Source organism: Paenibacillus caui (assembly GCF_019904135.1).
Classification (GTDB): Bacteria; Bacillota; Bacilli; order Paenibacillales; family Paenibacillaceae; genus Fontibacillus; species Fontibacillus caui.
Map to the genome: position 1 here is coordinate 21,183 of NZ_JAIOGQ010000009.1, position 25,396 is coordinate 46,578.

The window sequence follows — 25,396 nt, forward strand, 5'->3', positions numbered from 1 at the left end:
GTCTTCTCCTTATCGCCGGAGAAAACCTAAAAAAGCAACCGTCAGTTGGCGCTTTGACACGTCATTAACCAACTATACAGAAAAAGCGCATACGTTTGCAGACGGATCGCTACGTGCACCTGTCGATAGATTGGTAAACCTCCGGCAACCGATTTGTTTTTTTGTGAACCGCTTCACCTAACAGGAACCGGTTCACACAATCATCTACAACCTCAATCATCATCGCTTTCATCCTCCTAGAAATTGTTAGTCTTTCAGTTCCACAATCTTTGTCGCGATATGCTTGCAAAACTCGCTGTCATGCTCCACAAAAAGGATGGTCGGAGAATGCTCCAGCAGCAGCTCTTCGATTTGCATCCGGGAAATGACGTCGACAAAATTGAGCGGTTCGTCCCAAACATGCAAATGAACCCTCTCGCAAAGGCTTTTCGCGATCAGCACCTTCTTCTTCTGACCGCCGCTAAAAGAAGCGATGTCCTTTTCGAATTGCAAGCGCGAAAAATCGAGTTTTCTCAAAATCGCTTTGAACAAGCTTTCGTCAATCCCGCTGTTTCTGGCGACTTCCGACAAATTGCCCCGCAAGTGTGAGGTGTCCTGCGAAACGTAGGATATTTTCAACTGGCTCCCTCTTCGAAACGTGCCGGAATAAGGAATTTCCTCGCCGCAAATCAGTTTGAGCAAGCTGGATTTGCCTGAGCCGTTCGGACCGGAGAGCGCAATGCGGTCCCCTTGCTCCACAGTAAAGCTGACGTCGCGGCAAACCTTCTTCTCGCCGTAATGAATCGAAATACGGTCAAGCTCGACTAATTGCTGTTTGTGATACGCCATCTGAGATATTTTCAGGCTTTCCGAGCTTTCAACGTTGTTAAGCAGCTGGGATCTTTCCTCGATCGCGGATTTTTGTCTTTGCTCAATCGATTTGGACCTCTTCATCATTTTGGCGGCCTTGTGACCGATGTACCCTTTATCGACCTTGGAGCCGGAGTTGCGGGTGCCGTTTTTTGTTTTTTCCACTTCGTGCGACCAGTTGCCCGTCCGCTTGGCCGCTTCGGACAGCCGCTTGATGTCCTTCCTCAGCTTTTCGTTCTCGGCCATCTCAAAGTTGTCCTGTCGTTGTTTGTTCTCCCACCAGTCGGAAAAATTTCCTTTCTGGATTTCGATATGGGTCTTGTTGATCGAAAGAACGTGGTCCACGCAGTTGTCGAGAAACGCCCGGTCGTGCGACACCAAAATAAACCCGCTCTTGTCGTTCAAATAATCGCTGACCAGCTTCCGGGCATGCAGGTCTAGATGGTTGGTCGGCTCGTCAATGAGCAAAAAACGGTCTTCCTTCAAAAACAGGGCCGCCAGCAGCACCTTCGTTTGTTCTCCGCTCGACAACGATTCGAACGGCCGGTATAACACGTTCTCCGAAACCTTCAGCATCGAAAGCTCGCGAAGAAGCTGCCAGTGCTCAAAGTCCGGATAGATGTCGGCGACGACGTCGACGGTATTGTTCTCTTTGTGTTCAACATGGAATGGGAAGTACTCGAAGCTGACGCCTGCCGAAATCGTTCCGCTGTATTCGTACTTACCGAGCAGCAGATTGAGAAACGTGGTCTTGCCCCGGCCGTTTCTCCCCGTAAAGCCCAATTTCCAGTCGGTATCCATTTGAAAGCTTACATTCTCAAAGATGTTGTCGTAACTGCCGTCATAAGCAAACGTCAGGTTCGTTACCTTGATCAATGACATGTGTCGGCAACCTCCTTTGTCAAAATAAAAAAGAGCTACAAGAAAGTTACCTTTCTTGTAGCTCAAAAAATACGGCACATCCAACCCGGTGCAGGGTATGAAAAGGATATATTTTTTGAGTGAAGAGAATAAGGTAACTTTCTTGCCAATAAAGAATAAAACAAATTCTGCTTTATTCCTTAAAAAAGTGGCAAGAAGTATTACATTATCCTCTTCAACTCCAATCGTTAAGTGTCAGCACGATCTTAACATACCCGTTTCTACATTGCAACATCCACTGCCCATTTGATTTTCATTAATTTGCTGTGCTATGTGATACGTTTGTGCGTTATCCGTCTTGGAAACGCCCTGCCCCCCCGTTAATCCCGTAACAGCTCGCAGACCGTATCCTTCCATCTGGCCAGCACCTCATCAGGTTCTTTAAGCGAGATGCGGATGCCGCTGACGATATCCGCATACTTTGCCACATCCTGTCTGGCGGCAATAACACCGGCGGAATACCGGTCCCGCGGATATTTAGAGTCCTGCAGCTTCTCAAGCGGCTGAAGGTGCAGTCTTGCATAATGCGCTTTACCCTGATAAATGACAGCCAGCGTTGCCTTCCCGGTCCGCCGGATATTACCGCTTGTCGTTGTGCCCGGCCATAAGCCGATCCGGAGCTGCCCTCCGCTTAGGGCTACAATTTCGCCGACACTGATCATGGCCGCATGCGGCCACCCATCTTCCGAGACCGTCAGCAGCATCATCGCTTCGCCCTGCTTGCCCTCAAGGCCGGTTCCGCTCAGCAGGTCATAAAGCTCCGGTGCCAATTCGTTGCCACTCACCCGCTAGTAACACTCCTTTCACTCGGCTCCTAATGGAGCCCGCTCTTGTCCTGTTCTTCGAAATACGGTTTGTTCACGAAGTAGTACATGACCCCCATAAGCAGGACACCGCCAACCAGATTCCCGAGCGTGACCGGAATCAGATTATAAATGACGCCGGAGAAGGTAATCGTCTCCGGATGGTTCAGTACCAGGGCAATCGCAAAGGTGCACATATTGGCAATGCTGTGCTCATAACCGGAAATGAAGAAACAGAAGACAAACAGCATCATCGCAAACAGCTTGGCCCCGTCCCCCTGCAAAGACATCGGAATAAAGAAGGCCAGACAGACCAGCCAGTTACACAGAATAGCCCGAAAGAACAGCTCCAAGGCAGGCGCTTCGATTTTGTGCTCCGCTACGCTGAGCAGGAAACCTTTTACGGAAGAGGAATCAAACAGTCCGGTAAGATGTATCAGCAGCGCAAATACAAGCGCCCCCAAAATATTCCCGAAGTAGCTGGACCCCCACAGCTTGAACACTTCCTTCCACTTCAGGCGTTTGCGAAGCGCTGCATAGGTGTAGTAGAAGGTGTTCCCGGTGAACAAATCCCCGCCGCCGTAGGCAATCAGAATAATGGCGGCCCCGAACGTCACCGCGGCCATAGGATAAGTAAAAGGCGACTTCTCCACATAAAAGAAATTGCCCGTTTTGAACGCGACGATCACGCCAAAACCGATGAACATGCTGGCCAGCATAGACCTTGCGATATATCGGATCCAGCTCCGCTTGAACATTTTATGCTTCTTTAACGCCAGCTCTTCAACTCTTAAGAGAGATTCTGTCTCCATAGTGCCTCCCAAATTATCAGGATCATTTCTTCATTTTCCCGTACTATAACACAAATTTGAAATAGTGAAACCACACGATTTGATCCTGCTATGCATGAGACTTTGTTGTTGTTATTTTCTTGAAGAGTATTGGCAAACGCTCGTATTTGATGCATAATGAAGTTAAGCACATGATAATGATTATCATTATTGAATTAATCATCCTGCAGAAGGGAAGTTATCCTACATGAAGAACAGCTCCAGAATTGGTCTGAGTATTGACGATTATCTGGATTTGCTTAACCTTGCCGCCCAGCTCGGCGATGCAAGATGGCAGAAAGAGATTGTCCGGAAGCTTGAGTGCATTCAGGCTGATCTAATCGAGAAACAGAACGTGTAACGACCGTTTTCGGGGCTTGCCAAGGTCAAATCCTTGTTCGCGAATCCCCGGCGATAATCCCATAGATACGATGCAGCTAACAGTCTGGCCTGATACGCGAACGCTTAAGGGACAGACTGTTTTGTTAACCTTGCAGCCACGATTCGAAAAACTTTCGGTATCCTTCCCTCATCACCCGTTCCGAGAACATGTCAAAGGCATACTCCCTGTTCTGAGGCGACCATTTGCGCGGCAGTGCGGCAGCCATATTCACAAGCTCAAACCAGTTCTTCTCATTTCCGGCAAAAGAGTGAGCCGCGCTGATATGGTCATAGCAGGGGTGCTCAGGTTTTACTACAATCTTCCCCATGGCAAGCGCTTCGGTCAGGGGCATGGCAAAGGTGTCGAATTTGGAGCAGCTCCAGTATACTTTCGCCGAGTTCATCAACTTGAAAACCTCTTCCTGGGACAAGGCAAACTTCAGCGTAACATTATCCGGAATAGCATACTTCTTCATACTTTCCTTGTAGCGCAATCCCCCGAACACCATATAAACTTCCTTGTCGGGGTTCTGTCTGGCATACTCGATCACGAGATCCGGACGCCGGTTCTCCTCATCCCGGCCGATCCAGAGAATCCGGTTATCCACAATGTCGTCCGGACTCAGGAAACGGCTGGCCAGATGTTCGCTGAACCCGATCGGAATCACAGTGACGTCGGTTACCCCGAATTGCAGCGCCATCTGCCTTTTCAGGAATTCGGTCTGAACAATGGCTTTATCGACGATGGAGTAGAACGGCTTCATCATTTCATAGCCCGTCAGCGCAGGATCGGGGAAACTGTGGGGAAACAGCACGCTGTTCTTGATAAACATTTTTAAATAGGTGAAGCCGGAAACGGTGTAAATGACATGCTCGATGTTCTGGCTATAAATCTGGTCCAGCACAATATCGTAATTGACGAGATCGCCTTTTTCATGTTCATAGCCAGGAAGCCAATCATGCCCGCTGACATGTCTTTCCGGCGATATAAAGACAATCTCGACGCCCAGCTCTTTTCCGATCTCCCGCAGACGCTCCGCAAAAACTCTTGGGCCCTGCGCTTCCGCAAATTGAATTTTTCGCATGACGAGTCCAACCTTTGTCATCCGGGTCACTCCCTTGGTTTGATTTGCCGGGACATTCCGCCGTCCCCTAAAGCACATAGCCACGCAGCGCACCCCGCAATGCTGTCCATGCACTCTGTCCATTGGCGCTCAAGCTGCTGTCTGGTCCAGTGAACACTGCCGTGATGCAGGTCCGACTTGATGAGCAGCCCCATCCACAGCGAAAAAACTAACGAGAATTTGTAATATTTCATCACAAATCGCTCCGGGTTCAGCGCCTTCCCGTAATACCGCCTCTTGTTCAAATACGCCTGCAGGACCCCTTCACGCAGTTCGGTTGTAACCGCTATTTTCCGGGGAAAGACCGGGTGCGACATATCGATCAGATGATACAAATCCCACAGTGGCGAGTTCAGATGGACATGCTCCCAGTCCAGAATATACAGCTTCTCCTTAGCGAGCGCATAATTCCCCGCATGCAGATCGCCATGGGACAGCACCCGCTCTTCGCTTCCGACAAAGGAGATCGCCCATTCGGCAAGGTTCCGCAGCAGATCCGGCGGCAAAGAAAGCTCTCCAAGGATATCGCCCACATCCTGCTCCCGCTCAGTGAGAAAGGAAGCCATCGACTCCATCGGCGGCTTGGGGGCCGCAAGGTCAGCCTTCTCCCATTCCGCGGCGGGGAGCGTGTGCCACCGGGCAGCAAGCGCGGCGACTTGCAGCATCGTCTTCTTATCATGCCTGTGTTCAAGCGCTCCCAGATCCTCGTAGATCACCCACCCGGGCTCCCCTTTCGGGGACCTGGCCAGCATCTCGGGATATACTCTGGGCAGCTGCGGCAGGATGTGCTCATAGATCCAAGCTTCCCGCTCCTCCTGCCCTGGATGCGTGACAGGCTTAAATATATAGCTTTCGGACGGCGAAACGAAAAACCGCTCGACATACCGGCCGTTCATCCCTTGATACAGAGGCTCTTTTCGAACAAGAAGGCGTTCATCCAAATATCCGTCCCGCGTCACGTACCGGTTTAAAGAATTGATGTTCATCACCGTCTTTGATCTTGATAGTTGTACGATGAATAAAATTCAGGTTAGTTACAATTTAACTTAAACCGCGGAATCGGGCAACGCACTCTTGTACACATCAAGACAAAAAGCGGCAGCGTGTTGTTGACCGCGATTTCGGGTCCCAGCTCTGCAGTTTATGCCGATGAGTGAACCTCCAAATAGCTTAAAAAAAGGCATCCAAACTTTATCCGTTTGAATGCCTTGTTCATGTTTCAAAACCTGTAGCTAAGCGTCAGATCATTTGCTCCCCGTCGTAAGAAGCAATAACTCTATACAAGTCAGGACGGCGATCCCGGAAAATGCCCCATTCAATCCGCTGCGTTTCCAGCGCATCCAGATCGAATTCGGCTACGAGCACCGTCTCCTCGTCCCGTCCGGCTTCATCGACTTTGTTCCCCTGAGGTCCGGCGATAAAGGAAGAGCCGTAGAAGGTAATCTTGGAATCCTCATCGTCTTCCGCGCCGATCCGGTTGGAGGCAATAACCGGAACCAGGTTGGCGGCCGCATGCCCCAGCATGCAGGTCTGCCAATGATCCTTCGAGTCGATGGCGGAATCCTGCGGCTCCGATCCAATCGCTGTCGGGTAGAACAGCAGCTCCGCCCCCATCAGCGCCATGCAGCGCGCCGCTTCGGGATACCACTGGTCCCAGCAGACGCCGACGCCGATTTTGCCATAGCGCGTGTTCCAGACTTTAAACCCGGTATCGCCGGGATTGAAGTAAAATTTCTCCTCATAGCCCGGTCCGTCCGGAATATGGCTTTTCCGGTATCGGCCGAGCACCTCGCCGTTCGCATCGATGACGGCAAGCGAGTTGTACCGGGCGTTGTTCTTTTTCTCATAGAAGCTGATCGGCAGAACCACCTTCAGTTCCTTGGCCACCTCTTTGAAATGACTTACCGCCTTGTTGTGCTCCATTTCGGTAGCGTACTGGTAATAATCGGCTTTCTCCTTCTGGCAGAAGTAGGGCGTTTCAAACAGCTCCTGCAGCAAAATAATCTGCGCTCCCTGCTCCGCTGCCTTGCGCACCAGCCGGTCTGCCTTGGCAATGTTCTCTTCTATATTCCAGGAACAGCTCATCTGTGTGGCTGCAACCTTCACTTTTCTCAAGGTCAATCCCTCCTTTTCTTGATGGTGCCGCATGGTTACTTTCCGGCAGGCATCTGCTGTGTCGTGCAGTGCACATTACCGCCTTCGCGGATGACGGCCATGCCGTTTACGGTACGAATTTTTAGGTCCGGAAACGTCTTCTGCAGCACTTCCTGCGCCAAACGGTCCGTCTCCAGAGCCGTCCCGCCAAAGAAAGGCAGAATTATGCCCCCGTTTACAAAATAAAAGTTCAAATAGCTCAGCGTCAGCCGCGCCGTTTCATAGCTTACCGCAGGCGGCTGCTGCACCGGAATGACCTCGATCGCTCTGCCCTTGGCATCCGTGCTCGCTTCCAGAACGGCCAGATTGTCACGGGTAATCTGATAATTCGCATCCTGAGGATCATCGCATACCTGTATCAGCACTTTCCCTGGGCCTGCAAAGCAGGCCACATTGTCCACGTGACCGTCCGTTTCGTCGCCGTCCAGTCCGCGCTTCAGCCAGATAATCTTCTCCACGTTCAAATAATCCTTAAGCACCTGTTCAATCTCTTCGCGGCTTAAATGAGGATTGCGGTTCTTGTTCAGCAGGCACTCTTCGGTCGTAATAAGCGTGCCTTCGCCGTCCACATGGAAGGACCCGCCTTCCATAATAATCGGCGCATCAAATTGGGGGATGCCGAAACGGCTGAGCAGCTTCCCGGCCACCTGATTGTCGAGATCGAACGGCGCGTACTTCTCGCCCCAGGCGTTAAAGCCCCAATTGATGCCGGCGCGCTGCCTTGCCTGATTCAGAACAAACGTCGGACCGTTGTCGCGCAGCCAGGCGTCGCTGTGTTCAAGCGGCAATATTTCGATATTGTCCTCCGTGAACAAGGCTCGCACACGGGATACATCCTCGGGGTTGACAAGAACCGACACCGGCTCGAATTCGGCAATCGCCCGGATCAGCTCCAGATAACCCTGGCTCACCTCTTCATACTGCTCCGGAAAAACCATGGACTCCCGAACGGGCCAGGAGATGAGCGTGCGCTCATGCTCCGCCCATTCCGGGGGCATAGAATAGTTAGCGGATTTAGGATTCATCTATGTTCAACTCACTTTGATTATAATTTTAGGCATTCCATCCCCCATCATACAATATTCCGCCTTCCGTCTCAATCACGGACTTTCTTTTATGCCGCCCATTCGCCCATTACTGCTTCCATACGTCGGCATACTCCTTATGCCGTCTGAACAAAGCAAGCGCATAAGAACACGCAGGAACAATTTTAAGCCCGTTCTCGCGCGCATAGTGGACGGCTTTCCGGACAAGCTGCTCGCCTACCTTCTGGCCCCGAAGCTCTTCCGACACAAAGGTGTGGTCAATCGTCATCGTGTCTCCGTCCAGTATATAAGAAATTTCCGCCACAGGCCGTCCGTCCTCCTGCAAAATAAAACCGCTGCCGCTTTGCACCAACTCGCTCATAAATAGATACCCTCCTTGTGATCTGTTCGTCGGTCACGCTTCTCTTACCTATTGCCCTTTTTGGCATCCATTTAAACATGAAGCATTTCATGCTTTGCCCACTGGCGCCGCAAGGCGCTTCGTCCCGCTTCTTTCGGATTATGCCTCTTTCAGGCTTCCAATCTTATGTTATATTTATTTAACGCGCTGCTTACCAGCAGAGTTCAGGCAGCAAGAAACAACCGATGAAAAGCAAGGTGAACCCGATGCAAGCCAATTTATTTCAATTTAAGCCCGAAGGCGCCGAAGGCAGGATTCCTACCGCACTTTCGGCTTCCTCGGAAACAAGCCGGGAGCTTGTCGATGACAGGGAGCCGGACGCCTGGTATTTCCGCAGGCTTGAAGCGAACGGAATCCTGCTGAACCGGCAGCAAATCAGGGCGGTCCGCCACGGGACCGGGCCCGCGCTGACGCTGGCCGGCGCCGGTTCAGGCAAAACGTCCGTCCTCGTCTGCCGGACCGGGTACCTGATCGCCGTCCGCGGCGTAGCCCCCTCCAGCATTCTGCTGCTTACCTTCTCCAGCAAAGCGGCGGCCGAGATGCGCGAACGGATCGCCGGGCTGCCGGAGCTGGATACGCACAATATCAGCGGGCTTTCGGCTAGGACGTTTCACGCCTTTTTCCTCCGCTATCTCTACAGCCAAGGGGCAGCGATAGACCTGCTTACAGACACCACCAGGCAGCACATCATGTTTAAGCAGATCATGCGCGAGCTCGGTCTGCCGCAGGACGCCTACCAGCCGGAGACGCTGCTTGCGCTGCTGTCCTCGGCCAAAATGAATATGGTGGAGATCAGTGAACTGCCGGAAACCAGCGAGACAGAAAGAGAGCTTAAGCAGATTTTTCGGCGGTACGAAGCGGTAAAGGCCGAGCAGCAGGTCATGGATTTCGATGATGTGCTGCTGCGCTCCTACCGGCTGCTGCAGGAAGATCCGCGAAGGCTGCGCTGGCTGCGACAGCGGTTTCGCTATCTGATGGTGGACGAATTTCAGGATACGAATTTGCTCCAGTACGAGCTGGTACGAATGATTGCGGGCCCGGACAGCAACCTGATGGCCGTCGGCGACGACGACCAGACCATCTACTCTTTCAACGGAGCGCGGAGCGAATTTATTCTGAATTTCGACAAGCAGTATTCGAAAGCATCCGTCATTACGCTCGACATCAATTACCGCTCCAATCCGAAAATTGTCGGACTCGGGAATGATATGATCCGACATAATTTGCAGCGCCGGTCGAAGACGCTGAGGGCGGCCAGGCGGAATGGGGCCGTGGGGCCGATGTATCTGAGGCCGTATACAACGGACAAGGAAGCCGAGTTTCTGCTGGACCGGATTGAAAGAGAGGTAGCAGCAGGAAAAAGAACTTACGGCGACTACGCCATTTTGTACCGCGCCGCCAGCAACAGCCGGGCCATCCTGGAGCAGCTTGTGCTGCGCGGAATCCCGCATATCGAATACGGGGACGGGCAGCTGCTCTACCAGCAGCGGGCTGTTCGCCCCGTGCTCGATTATTTGCGGCTTTCCCTGAACCGGCGCGATTTTGCGGCCATGGAGAATGTACTGCCCTCCCTTTATATCAACCGCAATCTCGGCATGGCCCATATTATGGAATGCGAGAAGCGCCGGGCGAAAAAGGGGCCCCTGATCCATTTGCTGACCCTGCCGGGCCTGAAGGACTTTCAAACGGATAAAATCAGGGATCGGCTGGAGCTGATCCGCTCCCTTCGCAAGCAACCTCCCGCGGAGGCGATCCGGCTCATTCGAAGCCGGTTCTACAACAGCTATCTGGAGACCGATGAGCGTCAGGCAGCCACGCTGCACAGGGAAATGCTGAAGGAACTGCTGGACGAGCTTGAAGCATCGGCCGAGCGGTTCACCGGCACTGCCGAATTCATCGGCTTTATAGACGATGTAATCGCCAAAAATGAGGAAGGCCGCTCCCGCAAGCTGGAAGAGCAAGGGAATCGGGTCGCCTTGATGACCATCCACCGGTCCAAAGGCCTGGAATTCCCTGTCGTCTTCCTCATCGGCGCGTCTGAAGGCAGCCTGCCGCACGCTTCTGCCCTTGACGCAGAGCGGATGAAAGATATCCACCCCAAGCTCTCGGCGGATCAGAAGGGCCAGGCCGCGCTGGAAGAAGAACGCCGCCTCGCCTATGTGGCGGTCACGCGGGCCCGGGAGGAGCTGTGCGTCAGCTCGCCCGCGCGTTACCGGGGCAAAAAGGCAGGCGTATCCCGCTTTCTGCTCGCGGCTTTCGGTGCCGCGGGGGGCCCGAGCGGCGGCCCGGGGAACATGGCGGCCGCGCAGCCCGGGCACGCGCGGCAGGCAGGCGCACGCGGGCATCACGGCGTGCCGCAAAAGCCGCCAATACCGGCGCAATCGGTCCAATCGGCACACGCGGGCAGTGCTTCCAGAGTTTCCGGCCATCACGGCGACCTGGCGGCGGGTAAAGGCTCTTTCCGCAGCGCCAAAGGACCGGGCGAGGCAGCCGCTCCCGGCAATCAGGCGAAGGTCCGCCCTGTTCCCGCCTGGCTCTGCAACTCCCGCTCGTGCAGCGCCTGGGTCCGGATTGTCAGCGATCGCGAAGCCGGATTGAACGAAAGATTGTGCCCGCTTTGCGGTTCGGACATGACCAGGGGCTTCCGCGAAGTGCCGGTATAGTCACGCCCGCAAGAGGGACTATACTCGGCTGCCCGGTTGCTCGGCTGTTCGGTGCCTAGCTATTCGGCTGCTTTGGGGAATTTACCGGATGTGCGGATTCATCGAGCCGTCCCGCGCACGATCCCTTTTTATGGCATCTAGTATTTATGTTATTATTGATATATGGAAGGTTTGCTGACATCAGCAGAAGCTTGCCGCTAAAGAGAAAGGAGCTATGAATATGGAAAAAATACTGACACGTGACGAGGTCCAGACCGAAGCGACCTGGAATCTGAACGACCTGTTCGCCTCCGAGGAAGCTTTCGAAGCCAGCCTAAAGGACGCGGAGGCCAAGGCTAATCAAATGACACGCTTCAAGGGCCGCCTTGGGGAGGGGCCTGGCGTGCTGCTGGATTGCCTGAACGAGCGGGAAGCGCTCATGGAGCAGGCTCTGAAAGCTTCAGCCTACGCACGGCTGCGCCAGTCGCAAGACGGCACAAACCCTGCCAATTTGGCCCGTTCCGCCAAAGCCGGAGATGTGATGTCGCGGATTAGCTCCTCGCTGATCTTTATCGACTCCGAACTGCTGGAGCTTGAGGAGGGCAAGCTTGAAGCCTATGTTGCCGAAGAACCGGGACTTGCGCCGTTTGAACGCAGCCTCAAGCTGCTTCTGGCAACCAAGCCTCATCGCCTCGGATCCGAGACCGAAAGCGTGCTCGCTTCGCTTGGCGAAGTGCTGGGCGCGCCTCACCGCATCTATCTTCGGAGCAAGCTCTCGGATATGACCTTTGACGATATCGGCGAAGGCGAGAACAAGAAGCCCGTTTCCTTCCGCCTTTACGAAACGAACTACGAGATGTCGGCGGATACCAAGCTTCGCCGCGAGGCCTACGCCTCTTTCACCAAATCGCTGCACGGCTCGCGCCATACCTTTGCCGAAGCTTACGCAACCGAAGTGAAAAAGCAGGTTGTGCTCTCCCGGCTTCGCGGCTACGACTCGGTGACCGAAATGCTGCTCCAGCCGCAGCAGGTATCCACCCACATTTACAACCGGATTCATGACACTCTGCTTACGGAACTTGCCCCCCATATGAGGAGGCTGGCTGCGCTCAAGGGTGCTCAAAGCAGGCGGAAGCAAGAGCCCGCTTGAACTGATGGCCCTGGCCGGGGTGGATATGTCGACGAAAGAGCCGATCTCGCGGGCAGTCGCTTACGTCGGCTCTCTCGTCGCTGAGCTCGAAGCTCTTTATGCCTGACAGAAATGAATGATAGTAAGATTATCCTTTCTTATAGCCTGCAGCAAAGGGTGCCCTATAACGCCATGAATATGGCCCAGGGCACCCTTTCCTTTTGCATTCCCGCGTCCGTTCCGGGCCATATCGTGAATACTGGATTGGATATTTCTCAAAATCGGTTCTATTTTTGCTCTTTCCTACTATAATGGGTATCATAGCTCCTCTTCTGACAGAATACGAGGAAAAACGAGGTGATTAGGTTGGCTTTCTGCAAAGTAGACATCGATAATATCCACACAATTTTTTCTGAAGAACTGTTTCCCGCGGATCGCTTCAACAGCCCGAAGGAACTGCTCGACAGCCTTTTCGGAAAGCTTGAACCTTACATGGATCTGGATTTTTACATTTATTACGCTTTGGATGAGCAAGCCAGCCCGAAGCTGCATCCGGTCTGCTGGGGAGGCGCCATCACTCCTTTCGAGACGGAGCTTTTGAAGTGCTATATACCCGGGACACCTGTCAGTCTGCCATCGCTTCAGAAAGAGCAAGTTTTCGACGCCGATGATATACAAGCTTCAACGGAACCCTATTTGGAGGTTCTTCGCGATGTCGGTCTGCAATCATTCGTAAGCTTGGCTCTGCTCGTCCAGCAGCTGCCGGGCATTCTGGCCATCGGTTCCAGGCGCAAATCTTCTTACGCTCCTTATGAAAAAGAATTCTTACATACCATCTGCAATGTCATTACTCCTACGCTCAAACGATTTTGCCTGAAGCCTTCTGTCCCCCCTGCCGAAAACAGAAGCGCACCGGAAAAGGAAAAATACGCTTTCTATTCTTCCGTCGCCTTGTCGGAACCCTTGTTCGCAGACAACCCCGATCCCATGGTCATTACATCGCTGCGTGATGGACAGGTTATTGCCGCCAACCAGGCTTTCACCCGGTTTACGGGGTTTGGACTGGGTGATATCCTTACAAATGAATCTCATTTGGTTCATATGAATGCGCTCTGGGACTATATATTAAACAACTCCCCATTCTCTCCCGACTCTGTGGAAGTCACGTTTACAAACGCAAACAGCGAGCAGAAGACAGGCTTTCTGCACTCCTTTTTTCTGGATCTTATCGACATCCCCTGCAGGGTCACCATCATTCACGACACCTACATCCATGAACGCTACGCAGAAGAACTTATAAAATTATCCAAGTACCATACCGTTGGGGAAATCGCAGCCGGTATCGGACATGAAGTGCGGAATCCGATGACGACGGTGAGAGGCTTTCTCCAGCTGATGGAGGCTCAGGAGCAGAACCCCCGCCAATCCTCCTATTTAAGGCTTATGATTGAAGAGCTCGACCGGGCCAACGCCATTATCAGCGAGTTTCTTTCGCTCGCCCGAAATGACAGTCCGGAGCTTGAAGCCGGAGATTTGAACCAGCTCATCGAGAAGCTCCTTCCCTTGCTGGAAGCCGACGCCATCGTTGCCGGCAAAACCGTCACCGCCAACCTGTCCGAGATCGGCGCCATCAACCTGGACCGGAGCCAGCTCCGCCAGCTCATTCTGAACCTGGTGCGGAACGGCCTTGAAGCGGTGGCCGAAGGCGGGTCCGTTACGATTCACACCTTTCCGGAAGGGTCCGAGGCGGTCCTGATCATTGAGGACAACGGGAAGGGCATTCCTCAGGACAAGCTGAAGCATATCTGGGACCCTTTCTTTACAACCAAAAAGAACGGGTCGGGCCTCGGGCTGCCCATATGCTACCGAATCGCTGCCGGGCACGGTGCGGTAATGGACGTAAAAACCGGGTCCGGCGGAACCTCTTTTTACATCAAATTCCCTCTCTTGCCGACAGACTAGTCCATCCATACCGATATAAAAGGGCGCCTGTTTCAGGGGCCTTTTTCCGTTTCCCTCCATTCTAATTTCCCACCGGTCAAAAAAAACGGGTTTTTCATAAAATTTACCTATAAATTTCAGGGTTTCTCTATTATTATATTAGTAGCTCTTTTTTAATAGAGTTATATAATCTGACATTGAGAGGGATGAAATACTTCGTGAGGAATGGATTTAGAAAACAACTTGGCAAAGTAGTTACCGCGTCCTTGGCTGTCAGCTTGATGATTTTGCCTTTTCAGGGCATAGTCGCATCTGCAGCATCAGACAGCGCATCGCTGAAGCTGAGAATCATGGAGACAACGGACATACATACGAACCTGATCTCCTATGATTACTACAAGAGCGCGGATGCCCCGACTGTCGGCCTCGCCAGAACGGCAACGCTCGTTAAGCAAGCGCGCCAGGAAGTCCCCAACACACTGCTGGTGGACAACGGCGACCTGATTCAAGGCACTCCTCTTGGCACCTATGAGGCTCTTGTGAATCCTGTCAAAGCTGATGAAGTACACGCCGTATACAAAGCTATGAACTTGATGGGCTATGATGCGGCGACGTTCGGCAACCACGAATTCAACTATGGCCTGAGCTTTTTGGAACAGGTCATCAAGAAAGCCAGCTTCCCCTATGTCAACGCCAACATCTATAACGACGACAAAGACAAGAACCCCGATAACGATGTAAACCGCTATAAGCCTTACCAAATTTTGACCAAAACCTACAAAGACGAAGCCGGCCAGGAGCAAACGGTTAAGATCGGCGTACTGGGCCTGGTTACTCCGCAAATTATGCAATGGGACAAAGCCAACCTGGAAGGCAAAGTCACTACGAAGGATATCGTTGCAACAGCCGAAAAGTATGTGCCTGAGATGAAGAAAGAGGGCGCGGACCTGGTCATTGCTATGGCGCATACCGGCTTCAACGCCAAGGCCAGAGCAAATGAGATGGATGAGGACGTAGTCCTTCCGCTCAGTAAAGTACCCGGCATTGATGCCATCACCTTCTCTCACACTCACAAAGTGTTCCCAACGGCAACCGACAAAGCGTTGGACGCCCTGTTCAAAGACGCATCGGGCAACGTTCTGCCTGAAGTCAACAACGCAAAGGGAACGATTAACGGCGTTCCTGCCGTACAAGCCGGATACGGCGGCAACAACCTTGGCATCATTGATTTGACGCTGGAGAAGAAGGACGGCAAATGGACGGTAGCCGATTCCCAATCTTCGACTAAAGCGATTTATGACTCCGCAGCCAAAAAATCGCTCGCCGAGCCGGACCCGGCGATCGTTGATGCCGTGAAAGACGTGCACGAAGCGACGGTTGCTTACACGAACAGCCCGATCGGCACAACGACGGCGCCTATTTACAGTTATTTCGCATTGGTTCAGGACGATCCGTCCGTACAAATCGTAACGAATGCTCAGAAAGAATACGTTGCCGACTACGTGAAGAAAAACCTTCCGCAGTATGCAAATACGCCGGTTCTGTCCGTAGGCGCTCCTTTCAAGGCCGGACGCAACGGCCCTGAAGAATATACGGACATCGCCAAAGGACCTCTGGCTATCAAGAGTGCCGGCGACCTTTACCTGTACGACAACACTTTGAAGGCCCTTCTGGTTAAAGGTTCCGTTGTGAAGGAATGGCTGGAAATGTCTGCAGTCAAATTCAATCAGATCGATCCGAACAAAACGGAAGAGCAGCCGCTGCTGAATCCTGCCTTCCCGGTTTACAATTTTGACGTTATCGACGGCGTAACCTACCAAATCGACGTCACCAAGCCGGCCAAATACAATCCGGACGGTACGGTTAACGATGCAAGCAGCAGCCGTATTGTTAATCTGCAATATCAAGGCAAGCCTATTGATCCGAACCAGGATTTCATTATTGCCACAAACAACTACCGTGCAAGCGGCGGCGGCAAATTCCCGGGCGTTAAAGGCAGCACCTATGTCATTGACGGACCGGACGAGAACCGCCAAGTTCTGATGGACTATATTACGGCCAGCAAGGAAATCAACCCGACAGCCGATAACAACTGGTCGATTGCTCCAATTAAAGCAGGCGTAAACGTAACCTTCACTTCTGCGCCGAAAGCTGAGCAATACGCCAAGCTGACAAGCAACATTAAATACACCGGCAAGGTGGACGACAAAGGCTTTGGAGTTTTCTCCATTGATTTGACCAAGGCGGCAGCGCCAAGCGCACCGGATCAGCCGAGTACGCCACAGCCTGCAGCGCCGGCAGCTGAATTTACGGATGTGCCTGCAACCCATTGGGCTTATCCTTATATTAGCGATTTGGCCTCCAAGCAAATTGCCCAAGGCAAAACAGCCACCACTTTCGATCCTTCCGCTACCATTACCCGTGCGGAATTTGCGAATCTGCTGGTGAAAGCTCTGAACCTTAAAGCAAGCAAGGCGGCTTCCTTCAAGGATGTTCCGGCGGGCAGCTGGTATGCTTCTGCCGTCGCAGCTGCATTTGAGAACGGAATTATTTCAGGAACGACCAAAACGACCTTCTCGCCAAATGAGCCGGTTACACGCGAGCAAATGGCGGTTATGGCGAATCACGCACTGAATGTAAAAGCAGGCGAAACGATCAAAGTGAGCACTTCCGCTTCCTTTGCCGATAGCGCCAAGATCAGCCCTTGGGCTAAAGCTTCTATTAACGTTGTGGTAGACCGCGGAGTGATGACCGGCCGCACCGGCGGTTTTGTTCCAAAAGCAACCTCTACCCGCGCTGAAGCCGCCAAGGTTGTCGATACGCTCATTACCGACATTTCCGTCCAACTGCTGGGCATTAACGACTTCCATGGTCAGCTGGACTACAGCAAAGACTTAAAGGACGCAGAGGGCAAAGTGGTTGCTACAGTAGGCGGAGCCGACTACCTGGCAGCCTATCTTGAAAAATATAAAGCAACCAACAACAACACCCTGCTTATTCACGCGGGTGACGCGGTAGGCGCAAGCCGTCCGGTATCTGCGCTGCTTCAGGACGAACCGACCATCGATTTCCTGAATCGCATGGGCTTTGCAGTGGGAACGGTCGGCAACCACGAATTCGACAAAGGCTCGGCCGAACTGCTTCGCCTGATTAACGGCGGTAAAAATCCGAAATCCGGCAAAGACTTCGCAGGCGCGAACTTCCCGTACGTGGTAGCCAACGTTGTAGACGAAAGCGGCAAACTGCTTCTCGATCCTTATGTAATTAAAGAAGTAGGCGGCGTTAAAGTAGGCTTCATCGGCGTCGTGACCAATATTACTCCAACCATCGTTAGTCCGGCAGGCGTTAAAGGCTTGACGTTTACCAATCAAACCGAGGCCGTAAACAAAGCGGTTGCCGAACTGAAAGCCAAAGGCATCAAATCCATTGTAGTTCTGGCGCATGATCCGTTCTCTGGCAAAAACGACGCACCGACCGGTGAAGTGGTTGATCTGGCGAACAGCATCGATGATGAAGTCGACGTTATTTTCGGCGGACACGACCATGGCAAGCTGAACGCAATGGTAGACGGTAAGCTGGTTATCGAATCCTATTCTTACGGAACAGCCTTCTCCGATGTGGATCTGGTTGTCGACCGTGCAACGCAGAACATTACTGCCAAAAAAGCCGATATCGTTGATGTCAAGCATGAAGGCATAACGCCGGATGCAGCCATCACGAAGATGATCAGCGAGTATCTGGAACTAAATGCTCCTATCCTGAATGCACCTGTAGGCAAGACAGCCGCTGCCCTTACCCGCGCTGCCAACGCTGACGGCGAATCCGCGCTAGGCAACCTGATTGCAGACAGCATGCGGATCCAGATGGATGCGGATTTCGGCTTTATGAACTCCGGTGGTATCCGCAACGATATGCCGGCAGGCAACGTAACCTATGGCGACATGTTCAGCATTGAACCGTTCGGCAATGTGATGATCAAGCTGACCGTAACCGGCAGCCAATTGAAAGCACTGCTGAACCAGCAATGGGGCGGTGCCAAAACAAGAATCGGTCAGATTTCCGGCTTCACCTACAAATATGACGACAGTAAACCGGCTGGAGAAAAAATTATCGAGCTGAAGAAAGCAGACGGAACTCCGATTGAAGACACCGCTTCTTACACGATTGCCGTCAATGATTTTACGGCTTCCGGCGGGGACGGGTTTACCGTTCTTAAAGAAGGAACCAACCGTGTAGCAGGCCCAGTGGACCTTGACGCGTTTATCACCTATGTAAAAGAGAAATTCGCTGGCAAAGAGGTTGAAGCGAAAATCGAAGGACGTATCAAGAAAGCGAACTAATTCATTTCGTTAAATCCCGCTTTAAACAAAGGGGCTGCCCGAAAGTCTTGTACAAAGACTATGGGCAGCCCCTTTTCATATGTTACTAAAGTGATTTTTGCTTTGACAACGTCAGCAGCCATTCTTAAATTGACCGGTGTACGGCCTTGCTTAAGCCCCCGGAAGCTCGGTCAGCGCTTTGAAGGTATACCCCTGCTTGCGGGCCTCATCTATAATTCGCCCCAGTGCCTGCGCATTGTCTTTGGACACCGAGTGAAGCAGCAGCACTTCTCCGGGATGCAGTTGGGCGAGAACCTTTTGATAAGCATAGTCCGCTCCTTTTTGATCGTTAGGATCCCAGTCTTTATAGGCTGCCGACCAGAAGATGCTGCGGTACCCGGCCTCCCTGGAAGCCTTCAGGGAACGGTCGCTGAATATCCCGCGCGGCGGCCGGACAAACCTCATTTCCTGGATGCCCGTAACCTCGGCCACTGCGGCGCGTACGCGTTCCAGCTCCTCTTTGATTTTGCTGTCCGGTATGGTGGTCATATCCGGATGGCTCCAGGAGTGGTTGCCAATCAAATGCCCTTCGGCCACCATTCTTTTTACCAGTTCAGGCTGGTCCTTCACATAGTGCCCGGTAATGAAAAATATCGCCGGAACCTGTTTGGCTTTGAGCGTATCCAGAATGGGCTTGGTATACCCGTTTTCGTAACCGTTATCGAAGGTCAGATAGATTTCCTTTTGGGTCGGATCGCCAAGAAATACGGCATCGTTCCGCTCGATAATATCCTTAAAGCCTTCCTCGTCGATGGAAGGAAGCTTTCCGTTCTGGCTGCGCTTGAAACCAAAGTGAAATGCCCGATCCTGTGCAGATGCAGTGGCATTCATCTTGGGCACATGCAGCAAGGAAAGGCTGATCATCAGCGCAATCAAAGCCAGCGTCCAGCGCTTCATCTTGTTGTCCCCTTTCACCATAACGTTCATCAGGTTTACTCTCTGCCCCAATGAACAAAATTATGCATGAATAGGAATTACTTCTGTCTTTCCTGCTGAAGTACGATACGTGCAAAGCGAATCCACTCCCGCGCGGCAAAAGACAAATACCGGTCCTCCCTCCAGATGATTCCCAGCTTCCAGGGAATCATCGGCTTGACCATCGGCAAAACGGAGATGCGGGAAGGATCCATTTCACGGCAAACCGCTTCCGGCAAAAGCGCCACCCCCAAATTGGCCGCGACCATCTGGCTGATCAAATCCCACTGGGAGCTTTCATAGATGATCCTCGGCTGAAAGCCCGCATGCTGACATTCGCGAATAATCCGGTCATGCAGCGCAAAATCTTCAGCGAACATAATGAAATATTCCTCATGCAGCTCGCTAAGCTCCACTTCCTTGTTTCCGGCGAGACGGTGGGAAGGATGTACAATCAGATTCAGCTTCTCTTCCACAAAGGGAAAGCAACTGAAGCCCTCCTCATTGGTCGGCAGTACAACGACTCCAAGGTCAAGCGCTCCTTCCGCCACATCGATCTCCACCTTCTTGGCTCCATCTTCAAACAGCCGGATCGTAATTTCCGGATAACGCTGGTGGAACAGGCCCATTAATTTCGGAAAAAAGCTTGCGCCCACCATCGGCGGCAGGCCGATGCGAATATGCCCTCTTTTTAAATTGCGCAGGTCATCGAGCTCCGCTGAAAGGCTCTGGAAAGAATTCAGAATATCCTGCGCCCGTTCTACGATAATCCGTCCGGCATCGGTAAGCTCGATTTGCTTGCCCTGTCTGTCGAACAGGACCACTCCAAGCTCTTCTTCCATGACACGTATCGTCTTGCTGATCGTTGGCTGTGTAATGAAAAGAGCCTCGGCGGCTCTGGTGAAGCTTCTCTGTCTGGCAACCTCAACAAGGTATTGCAGCTGGCGAATGTCCAACGTGATCGACCTCATTTCCCATAGACAATAAGAATGATATGTATTCTGTATATGCATTTTACCTATGAAAAGAAGTGCTGTAAACTTTTCAGTAACAAAAGAAAATGAAAGGGGTAGAATCCGTAGTATGAATAAACTGCGAATCCTGCTGACCGGGATTGTGCAGGTTGCCATTTTGTTCTTCGTTTCCATCGCGATGAACAAAATTTCGGAACTGCTCCATCTGAGAATACCGGGAAGCATCCTCGGAATCGTATTGATCTTCATTCTGCTTCAGACCAAAGTCATCAAGCTGGAATGGATTGAACGCGGTGCGAACTGGCTGCTTGCTGAACTGCTGCTATTCTTTATTCCATCCGCCGTAGGCGTCATGCAATATATTCCGCTGCTCGAAAGCGAAGGCCTTCAGATTCTGCTTGTCGTTGTGCTTAGCACAGTGGTCGTCATGCTCAGTTCAGGTATGGTAGCTGCCCGCATTGCCAAACGAAAGGAGAAGAAACACCCATGATTGTTGGCTTGATTTGTCTACTGTTTACTTTGGCTGTTTATTGGGTCTGCAAAAGAGTGTACAAAATGAAGCCGCGCATTTATCTTTCTCCGCTGATTATTACACCTTTGGTTCTTGTTCTGTGCCTGCTTGCCTCGAAGATTTCTTATTCGTCTTACAATCAGGGAGGGAAACTGCTGACCGATTTGCTGCAGCCCGCTACAGTAGCCTTTGCTGTTCCTTTGTACAAATACTTTAACGTCTTGAAAAAGCACGCTGTAGAAATTCTCGTGAGCGTACTTAGCGGTTCGATTGCCGCCATCATTTCTTCCGCCTTTTTGGCCAGATGGATGCATCTGGATGAATCGCTGATTAACAGCCTGATCCCGCGGTCCGTAACGACGCCGATTGCGATGAGCGTATCGCAGGTGATCGGCGGGGTACCAAGCATGACAGCCGTTTTTGTCATCATTACAGGGATTCTCGGCACGATCCTCGGACCGATTATCGTCAAACTGTTCCGGATTGAAAGTGAAATTGCCCGCGGGGTTCTGCTTGGCACCAGCGCCCACGGCACAGGGACATCCAAAGCATTTGAGCTTAGTTCGCTTACAGGTACGATCTCCAGTATATCCATGATTTTGGCTGCCCTGATCACCTTGGGAATCGCGCCGGTAGTGATGTCGTTCGTGCTCCAGTAAGTCAGCAGGTGATTCTGATTTTTTTACCATGCAGCCGCCCATATTTCCATATACTTTTATCCGGATATGCCGCTCCCCCGAGCGGTTTTTTTATAGCTAATAAACGATCGTATGTTCTATAATAGTCCTAACTGACAAAATAACCAAACAGGGAGAAGAAAATGAATATCTATTGCTCCAGCGCTTTGCATCAGATTCAAGTTGCTGTACATACCACGATTGAGATGATGGACAAGCTTAAGGACGATGATTTGCAGAAAAGACCCACGCCGGGTAAACATTCCATCAGAGAACTGCTAGAGCATATTTCCATTATCTGCAAAGCAGATGCTTTGATCGCGGACGGAGCTTCCGAGGAGAGCATGAGTAATTTTTATGCACATATTTCGCTCAAAACCTTAAATGAGATCAAAGAAAACTTGGCTAACAACTACCAATTTCTTGTAAGCAAATATGCTCAATTTACCGACGAAGAACTTGAACAGGACATCACTTCTTATTGGGGCGTAACCTATACCCGTTATGAATGGCTTCTCGAAATCGTCTCCCACCTTTATCATCATAGAGGGCAATTGCATGCCATGCTTGTCCATTGCTGCAGTCTCGATCCCCGGGTCCCGTTATTTGAATAGCCAAATTTCGAAAATTTTCCACCAAGTTTTCATACATGTTGTCGCCAATTGGATTGCCCCGTCTCCCGCTTTTTTAGTATATTGAAACAAGTGAAGCTTGCTTCACGTTGTTAAAGCGGTATGAATCTGTTGTAATAGAAATTACTGAAGAGGTGTTTCCAAGCGTGCTGTTCAACTCATACGAATTTATTTTCGTCTTCATGCCCGTCACGGTAATCATTTATTTCATCCTTAACCGGCTTCAGCTGATCTTTGCCAGCAAGCTGTGGCTTGCCCTGAGCTCCTTATTCTTCTACTGCTGGTGGGATATACGGTATCTTCCGCTGCTGCTCGGATCGATTGCATTCAATTACATCATGGGCAGAACCATCGGGCATATGCAGACTGGCGGTGCAGGCAGACGCAAGCTCGTGCTAACCATTGCCATTACGGTTAATGTACTGCTTCTCGGCTATTACAAATACGCCGATTTCTTCATTACCAATGCCAATGCCCTGCTGTCTCAGGATTTCAAACTGCTGCATATTGTGCTTCCGCTTGGAATCAGCTTTTTCACTTTTACGCAAATTGCATATCTTGTTGACGCTTACCGTGGAAATGCGAAAGAATACAACATCGTCAGCTATGTTCTCTTTGTGACCTTCTATCCTCACCTCATTGCCGGCCCGATTCTGCATCACAAGGAAATGATGCCGCAGTTCGACCGGCTGCGGAACAAGCGATTGGACTTCAGCAATGTAGCCAAAGGTTTGTTCCTGTTCAGCATCGGCTTGTTCAAGAAGGTCGTCATCGCCGACTCACTCGCTCCCGTAGCGACGAACGGTTTCGACACGTTAACTCATTTGAATTTCGTCCAGGCCTGGACGACTTCGCTATCCTATACGCTTCAGCTTTATTATGATTTTAGCGGTTACTCCGATATGGCGATCGGGGTTGCTTTACTGTTCAACATCAAGCTGCCGGTCAACTTCAATTCGCCTTATAAGTCTGTAAGCATTCAGGATTTCTGGCGCCGCTGGCATATGACCCTCAGCCGGTTTCTGCGGGACTATATCTATATTCCGCTTGGCGGCAGCCGCAAAGGTACGGCAAGGACACACATCAATTCAATGCTGACTATGCTGATTGGCGGCTTTTGGCACGGAGCCGGGTGGACGTTTGTCTTCTGGGGATTTTTGCATGGCTTTGCCCAGTTCATTCACCGCATTTGGCAAAAAACGGGCATCCGTATGCCGAAATGGCTGGCCTGGTTCATCACCTTTCAATTTATCAATTTCGCCTGGGTCTTCTTCAGAGCAACCAGTTGGGAGGATGCCATCAAGGTTCTGAAGGGCATGGTCGGTCTGAATGGAATCGGGATTCCCACGATCGACAAAACGAATCTGGCCTGGCTGATTGTCTTTATGCTGATAGCGCTGCTGTGCCGCAATTCCATGCAGATGCTTGAAAGATTCAAGCCGGGACTGCGGAGCGCTGTTTTTGCCGCGGCATTGTTTGTATTTGCCGTTGTTTATTTCAACAAAATCAGCGAATTCCTGTATTTTAGCTTCTAAATTACGGACAAGCCGGTAAAAAGGAGACTTTCCCATTGAAGTACAAAAGAGCGACGTATCGAAAATTTGTTGTTCAGTTTTTCGGCATGATCATCGTTTTTGCGCTGCTGGTTGGATCCTATGTCTATCTGATTGATCCGCTGCAGTTTTATCATAAGGCGAGCTTCTATACGCCCAAATTTTCCTGGGAGGAAAGATATCAGAACCCCGGGCTTGCCCGAAATTACAAATATGACACGATTATTATCGGCAGCTCCATGACGGAAAATTTCCTGCCGAGCGAAGTCGGAGCAAAGCTTGGCGGCAGCGTGCTCAAGCTGTCTATAGCAGGCTCAACCGCCAAAGAGCAGAATTTGACGGCAAATGTCGCCTTTCGCACGGGACAAGTGAAACAGGTGCTGTGGGGACTGGATTATTTTGCGTTTCGCGGTAATCATGTAAGCGATCAGGGGGATTTTCCTTATTACCTGTACGATACGAACATTTTCAATGATTACAAATATATTTTCAATGAATCCAATATCGAAAACGCTTATTATGCGATTAAAGACTCCAAGAAAAGGGCGGCCAACCACACCTCTCTGGAGCGGCTTAACAATTGGGACAGGTCTGTCAAATATGGATCGGAGCGGGTCATCAAAAACTGGGAGGCGGCCCGTTACAATGAATCGGCATACGGCGACAATGAGGATCCGCTGGAATCGGTCAAACAAAGCTTTGACGACAATGTGCTCAGTCTGGTTAAAGACCATCCGGAAACGACATTCTATTTCTATTATCCGCCGTACTCCATTTTGCGCCAGCAGGTATGGTACACCACCAATCCGCAGCGGTACGCCAACCAGCTGGAAATGAAGCGCTATATGTTCGAGAAGCTCAGTTCCTTCTCCAATGTAAGCATTCATGAGTTCCAGACGGAGGTCGATATTACGTATAATCTCGATCAATATAAGGATCTGTCGCACCATTCCGGGGCGATCAATTCCGTAATTGTCGATGAAATTTCGAAGGGAAACCACCAGGTCACTGCCGAAAGTCTGGAGCGAAACATACAACTGCTGAAACGGCAGGCCGAGAATGTCGTAGTGAACAAGGAAGAAGGAACCGTTTATTCTATCGACCTCAAAGTCAACAGCGAGCCTCAAAGCTTTGGGTTTATACCGCCAACCGCAGGCGATGTGATCATGGCCCCGCTCAATAGCTATGCGAAAATGCTGGGCATCGCCTTCGATTATGACCTGGAGAAAAAGCTGATTACGCTGTCCAAAGGGGATAGCGCCGCCAAAATTACAGTTGGTTCGGACGAAGCTGTGGTGAATGGAGAGACGGTCAAGCTTGCAGCGCCGGTAGCCAATATTGGCGGCACGATGGCAGCGCCGCTCGAAACGATCCCTGCCCTCTTTGGCGGCACGGTGGCGATCGGAGAAGAAGTGGGTCATATGCGCAGTGTCGATATAACCATTGCCGACCGCAAGTAAAGCGAACAATCCGTGGGGCCTGACTTAAGTAAGTCAGCCCCGCTTTTTTATGGCTTTATCTATCCCCGTTTAAAC

The 25,396-nt window shown here is 51.4% G+C and carries 20 protein-coding genes; 10 read left to right on the forward strand and 10 right to left on the reverse strand.

Annotated elements, in window-relative coordinates; all coding sequences use genetic code 11:
* Positions 1-246 precede the first annotated feature (246 nt).
* The 3 genes from K7397_RS07195 to K7397_RS07205 all read right to left on the reverse strand — a co-directional run bounded on the left by K7397_RS07195 (position 247) and on the right by K7397_RS07205 (position 3,385).
* On the reverse strand, positions 247-1,731 hold the full coding sequence (locus tag K7397_RS07195; RefSeq protein WP_223067276.1) for an Lsa family ABC-F type ribosomal protection protein: 1,485 nt from the start codon (positions 1,729-1,731) through the stop codon (positions 247-249).
* Positions 1,732-2,090: 359 nt separating this feature from the next.
* A complete protein-coding gene (locus K7397_RS07200) occupies positions 2,091-2,555 on the reverse strand; it encodes a pyridoxamine 5'-phosphate oxidase family protein (protein WP_223067277.1) in 465 nt (154 codons plus the stop codon).
* Positions 2,556-2,584: 29 nt separating this feature from the next.
* Positions 2,585-3,385 (reverse strand): formate/nitrite transporter family protein, encoded by an 801-nt coding sequence (locus K7397_RS07205; protein ID WP_223067278.1) that lies wholly within the window; start codon positions 3,383-3,385, stop codon positions 2,585-2,587.
* 226 nt (positions 3,386-3,611) lie between these two features.
* Here K7397_RS07205 and K7397_RS07210 point away from each other — a divergent pair, with 226 nt between their 5' ends.
* Positions 3,612-3,764 carry a hypothetical protein gene (locus K7397_RS07210; protein WP_223067279.1) on the forward strand — a complete coding sequence of 51 codons (153 nt, stop codon included), beginning with the start codon at positions 3,612-3,614 and terminating at the stop codon, positions 3,762-3,764.
* Between the two features lie 124 nt (positions 3,765-3,888).
* Here the strand turns inward: K7397_RS07210 and K7397_RS07215 are convergent, their stop codons facing one another.
* The 5 genes from K7397_RS07215 to K7397_RS07235 form a co-directional block, all read right to left on the reverse strand.
* Positions 3,889-4,890 carry a glycosyltransferase gene (locus tag K7397_RS07215; protein WP_223067280.1) on the reverse strand — a complete coding sequence of 334 codons (1,002 nt, stop codon included), beginning with the start codon at positions 4,888-4,890 and terminating at the stop codon, positions 3,889-3,891.
* Between the two features lie 5 nt (positions 4,891-4,895).
* Positions 4,896-5,894: a phosphotransferase family protein gene (locus tag K7397_RS07220; protein WP_237690753.1), complete on the reverse strand. Its 999-nt coding sequence runs from the start codon at positions 5,892-5,894 to the stop codon at positions 4,896-4,898.
* 253 nt (positions 5,895-6,147) lie between these two features.
* Positions 6,148-7,023 carry an N-carbamoylputrescine amidase gene (gene aguB, locus K7397_RS07225; RefSeq protein WP_223067282.1) on the reverse strand — a complete coding sequence of 292 codons (876 nt, stop codon included), beginning with the start codon at positions 7,021-7,023 and terminating at the stop codon, positions 6,148-6,150.
* Positions 7,024-7,058: 35 nt separating this feature from the next.
* Positions 7,059-8,087, reverse strand: coding sequence for an agmatine deiminase family protein (locus tag K7397_RS07230; protein ID WP_223067283.1), 1,029 nt, complete (start codon positions 8,085-8,087; stop codon positions 7,059-7,061).
* Between the two features lie 109 nt (positions 8,088-8,196).
* A complete protein-coding gene (locus K7397_RS07235; protein WP_223067284.1) occupies positions 8,197-8,469 on the reverse strand; it encodes a GNAT family N-acetyltransferase in 273 nt (90 codons plus the stop codon).
* A gap of 224 nt (positions 8,470-8,693) precedes the next feature.
* Between K7397_RS07235 and K7397_RS07240 the strand changes: the two genes are divergently transcribed.
* From K7397_RS07240 to K7397_RS07255, 4 genes are all read left to right on the forward strand, one after another.
* The gene (locus K7397_RS07240; RefSeq protein WP_237690746.1) at positions 8,694-11,171 is read left to right on the forward strand and encodes a UvrD-helicase domain-containing protein; all 2,478 of its coding nucleotides are present in this window, start codon (positions 8,694-8,696) and stop codon (positions 11,169-11,171) included.
* A 220-nt stretch (positions 11,172-11,391) separates the two neighbouring features.
* Complete coding sequence (locus K7397_RS07245; RefSeq protein ID WP_223067285.1) at positions 11,392-12,300, forward strand: gluzincin family metallopeptidase; 909 nt, start codon at positions 11,392-11,394, stop codon at positions 12,298-12,300.
* A 336-nt stretch (positions 12,301-12,636) separates the two neighbouring features.
* Complete coding sequence (locus K7397_RS07250; protein ID WP_223067286.1) at positions 12,637-14,241, forward strand: two-component system sensor histidine kinase NtrB; 1,605 nt, start codon at positions 12,637-12,639, stop codon at positions 14,239-14,241.
* 260 nt (positions 14,242-14,501) lie between these two features.
* Complete coding sequence (locus K7397_RS07255) at positions 14,502-18,560, forward strand: bifunctional 2',3'-cyclic-nucleotide 2'-phosphodiesterase/3'-nucleotidase (protein WP_420488760.1); 4,059 nt, start codon at positions 14,502-14,504, stop codon at positions 18,558-18,560.
* A 150-nt stretch (positions 18,561-18,710) separates the two neighbouring features.
* Here K7397_RS07255 and pdaA read toward each other — a convergent pair whose 3' ends face one another.
* Complete coding sequence (gene pdaA, locus K7397_RS07260) at positions 18,711-19,430, reverse strand: delta-lactam-biosynthetic de-N-acetylase (protein ID WP_420488761.1); 720 nt, start codon at positions 19,428-19,430, stop codon at positions 18,711-18,713.
* A 143-nt stretch (positions 19,431-19,573) separates the two neighbouring features.
* A complete protein-coding gene (gene cidR, locus K7397_RS07265) occupies positions 19,574-20,470 on the reverse strand; it encodes a cidABC operon transcriptional activator CidR (RefSeq protein ID WP_223067288.1) in 897 nt (298 codons plus the stop codon).
* A gap of 127 nt (positions 20,471-20,597) precedes the next feature.
* Here cidR and K7397_RS07270 point away from each other — a divergent pair, with 127 nt between their 5' ends.
* From K7397_RS07270 to K7397_RS07290, 5 genes are all read left to right on the forward strand, one after another.
* Entirely contained in the window at positions 20,598-20,978 is a 381-nt protein-coding gene (locus tag K7397_RS07270; RefSeq protein ID WP_420488757.1) for a CidA/LrgA family holin-like protein, read from the forward strand.
* Positions 20,978-21,658 carry a CidB/LrgB family autolysis modulator gene (locus K7397_RS07275; protein WP_223067362.1) on the forward strand — a complete coding sequence of 227 codons (681 nt, stop codon included), beginning with the start codon at positions 20,978-20,980 and terminating at the stop codon, positions 21,656-21,658. The genes K7397_RS07270 and K7397_RS07275 overlap by 1 nt, the downstream gene beginning before the upstream one ends.
* A gap of 161 nt (positions 21,659-21,819) precedes the next feature.
* Positions 21,820-22,290: a DinB family protein gene (locus K7397_RS07280; RefSeq protein WP_223067289.1), complete on the forward strand. Its 471-nt coding sequence runs from the start codon at positions 21,820-21,822 to the stop codon at positions 22,288-22,290.
* Positions 22,291-22,454: 164 nt separating this feature from the next.
* Positions 22,455-23,843, forward strand: coding sequence for an MBOAT family O-acyltransferase (locus K7397_RS07285; protein ID WP_223067290.1), 1,389 nt, complete (start codon positions 22,455-22,457; stop codon positions 23,841-23,843).
* A 35-nt stretch (positions 23,844-23,878) separates the two neighbouring features.
* Positions 23,879-25,321 (forward strand): copper amine oxidase N-terminal domain-containing protein, encoded by a 1,443-nt coding sequence (locus K7397_RS07290; protein ID WP_223067291.1) that lies wholly within the window; start codon positions 23,879-23,881, stop codon positions 25,319-25,321.
* Positions 25,322-25,396: the final 75 nt, after the last annotated feature.

Excerpts from the sequence above, each read along its gene's own strand:
- K7397_RS07195 (WP_223067276.1), bottom strand. The coding sequence starts at position 1,731 with ATGTCATTGATCAAGGTAACGAACCTGACGTTTGCTTATGACGGCAGT.
- K7397_RS07205 (WP_223067278.1), bottom strand. The coding sequence starts at position 3,385 with ATGGAGACAGAATCTCTCTTAAGAGTTGAAGAGCTGGCGTTAAAGAAG.
- K7397_RS07210 (WP_223067279.1), top strand. The coding sequence starts at position 3,612 with ATGAAGAACAGCTCCAGAATTGGTCTGAGTATTGACGATTATCTGGAT.
- K7397_RS07215 (WP_223067280.1), bottom strand. The coding sequence starts at position 4,890 with ATGACAAAGGTTGGACTCGTCATGCGAAAAATTCAATTTGCGGAAGCG.
- K7397_RS07220 (WP_237690753.1), bottom strand. The coding sequence starts at position 5,894 with ATGAACATCAATTCTTTAAACCGGTACGTGACGCGGGACGGATATTTG.
- K7397_RS07230 (WP_223067283.1), bottom strand. The coding sequence starts at position 8,087 with ATGAATCCTAAATCCGCTAACTATTCTATGCCCCCGGAATGGGCGGAG.
- K7397_RS07235 (WP_223067284.1), bottom strand. The coding sequence starts at position 8,469 with ATGAGCGAGTTGGTGCAAAGCGGCAGCGGTTTTATTTTGCAGGAGGAC.
- K7397_RS07240 (WP_237690746.1), top strand. The coding sequence starts at position 8,694 with ATGAAAAGCAAGGTGAACCCGATGCAAGCCAATTTATTTCAATTTAAG.
- K7397_RS07245 (WP_223067285.1), top strand. The coding sequence starts at position 11,392 with ATGGAAAAAATACTGACACGTGACGAGGTCCAGACCGAAGCGACCTGG.
- K7397_RS07255 (WP_420488760.1), top strand. The coding sequence starts at position 14,502 with ATGATTTTGCCTTTTCAGGGCATAGTCGCATCTGCAGCATCAGACAGC.
- pdaA (WP_420488761.1), bottom strand. The coding sequence starts at position 19,430 with ATGAATGCCACTGCATCTGCACAGGATCGGGCATTTCACTTTGGTTTC.
- K7397_RS07270 (WP_420488757.1), top strand. The coding sequence starts at position 20,598 with ATGAATAAACTGCGAATCCTGCTGACCGGGATTGTGCAGGTTGCCATT.
- K7397_RS07280 (WP_223067289.1), top strand. The coding sequence starts at position 21,820 with ATGAATATCTATTGCTCCAGCGCTTTGCATCAGATTCAAGTTGCTGTA.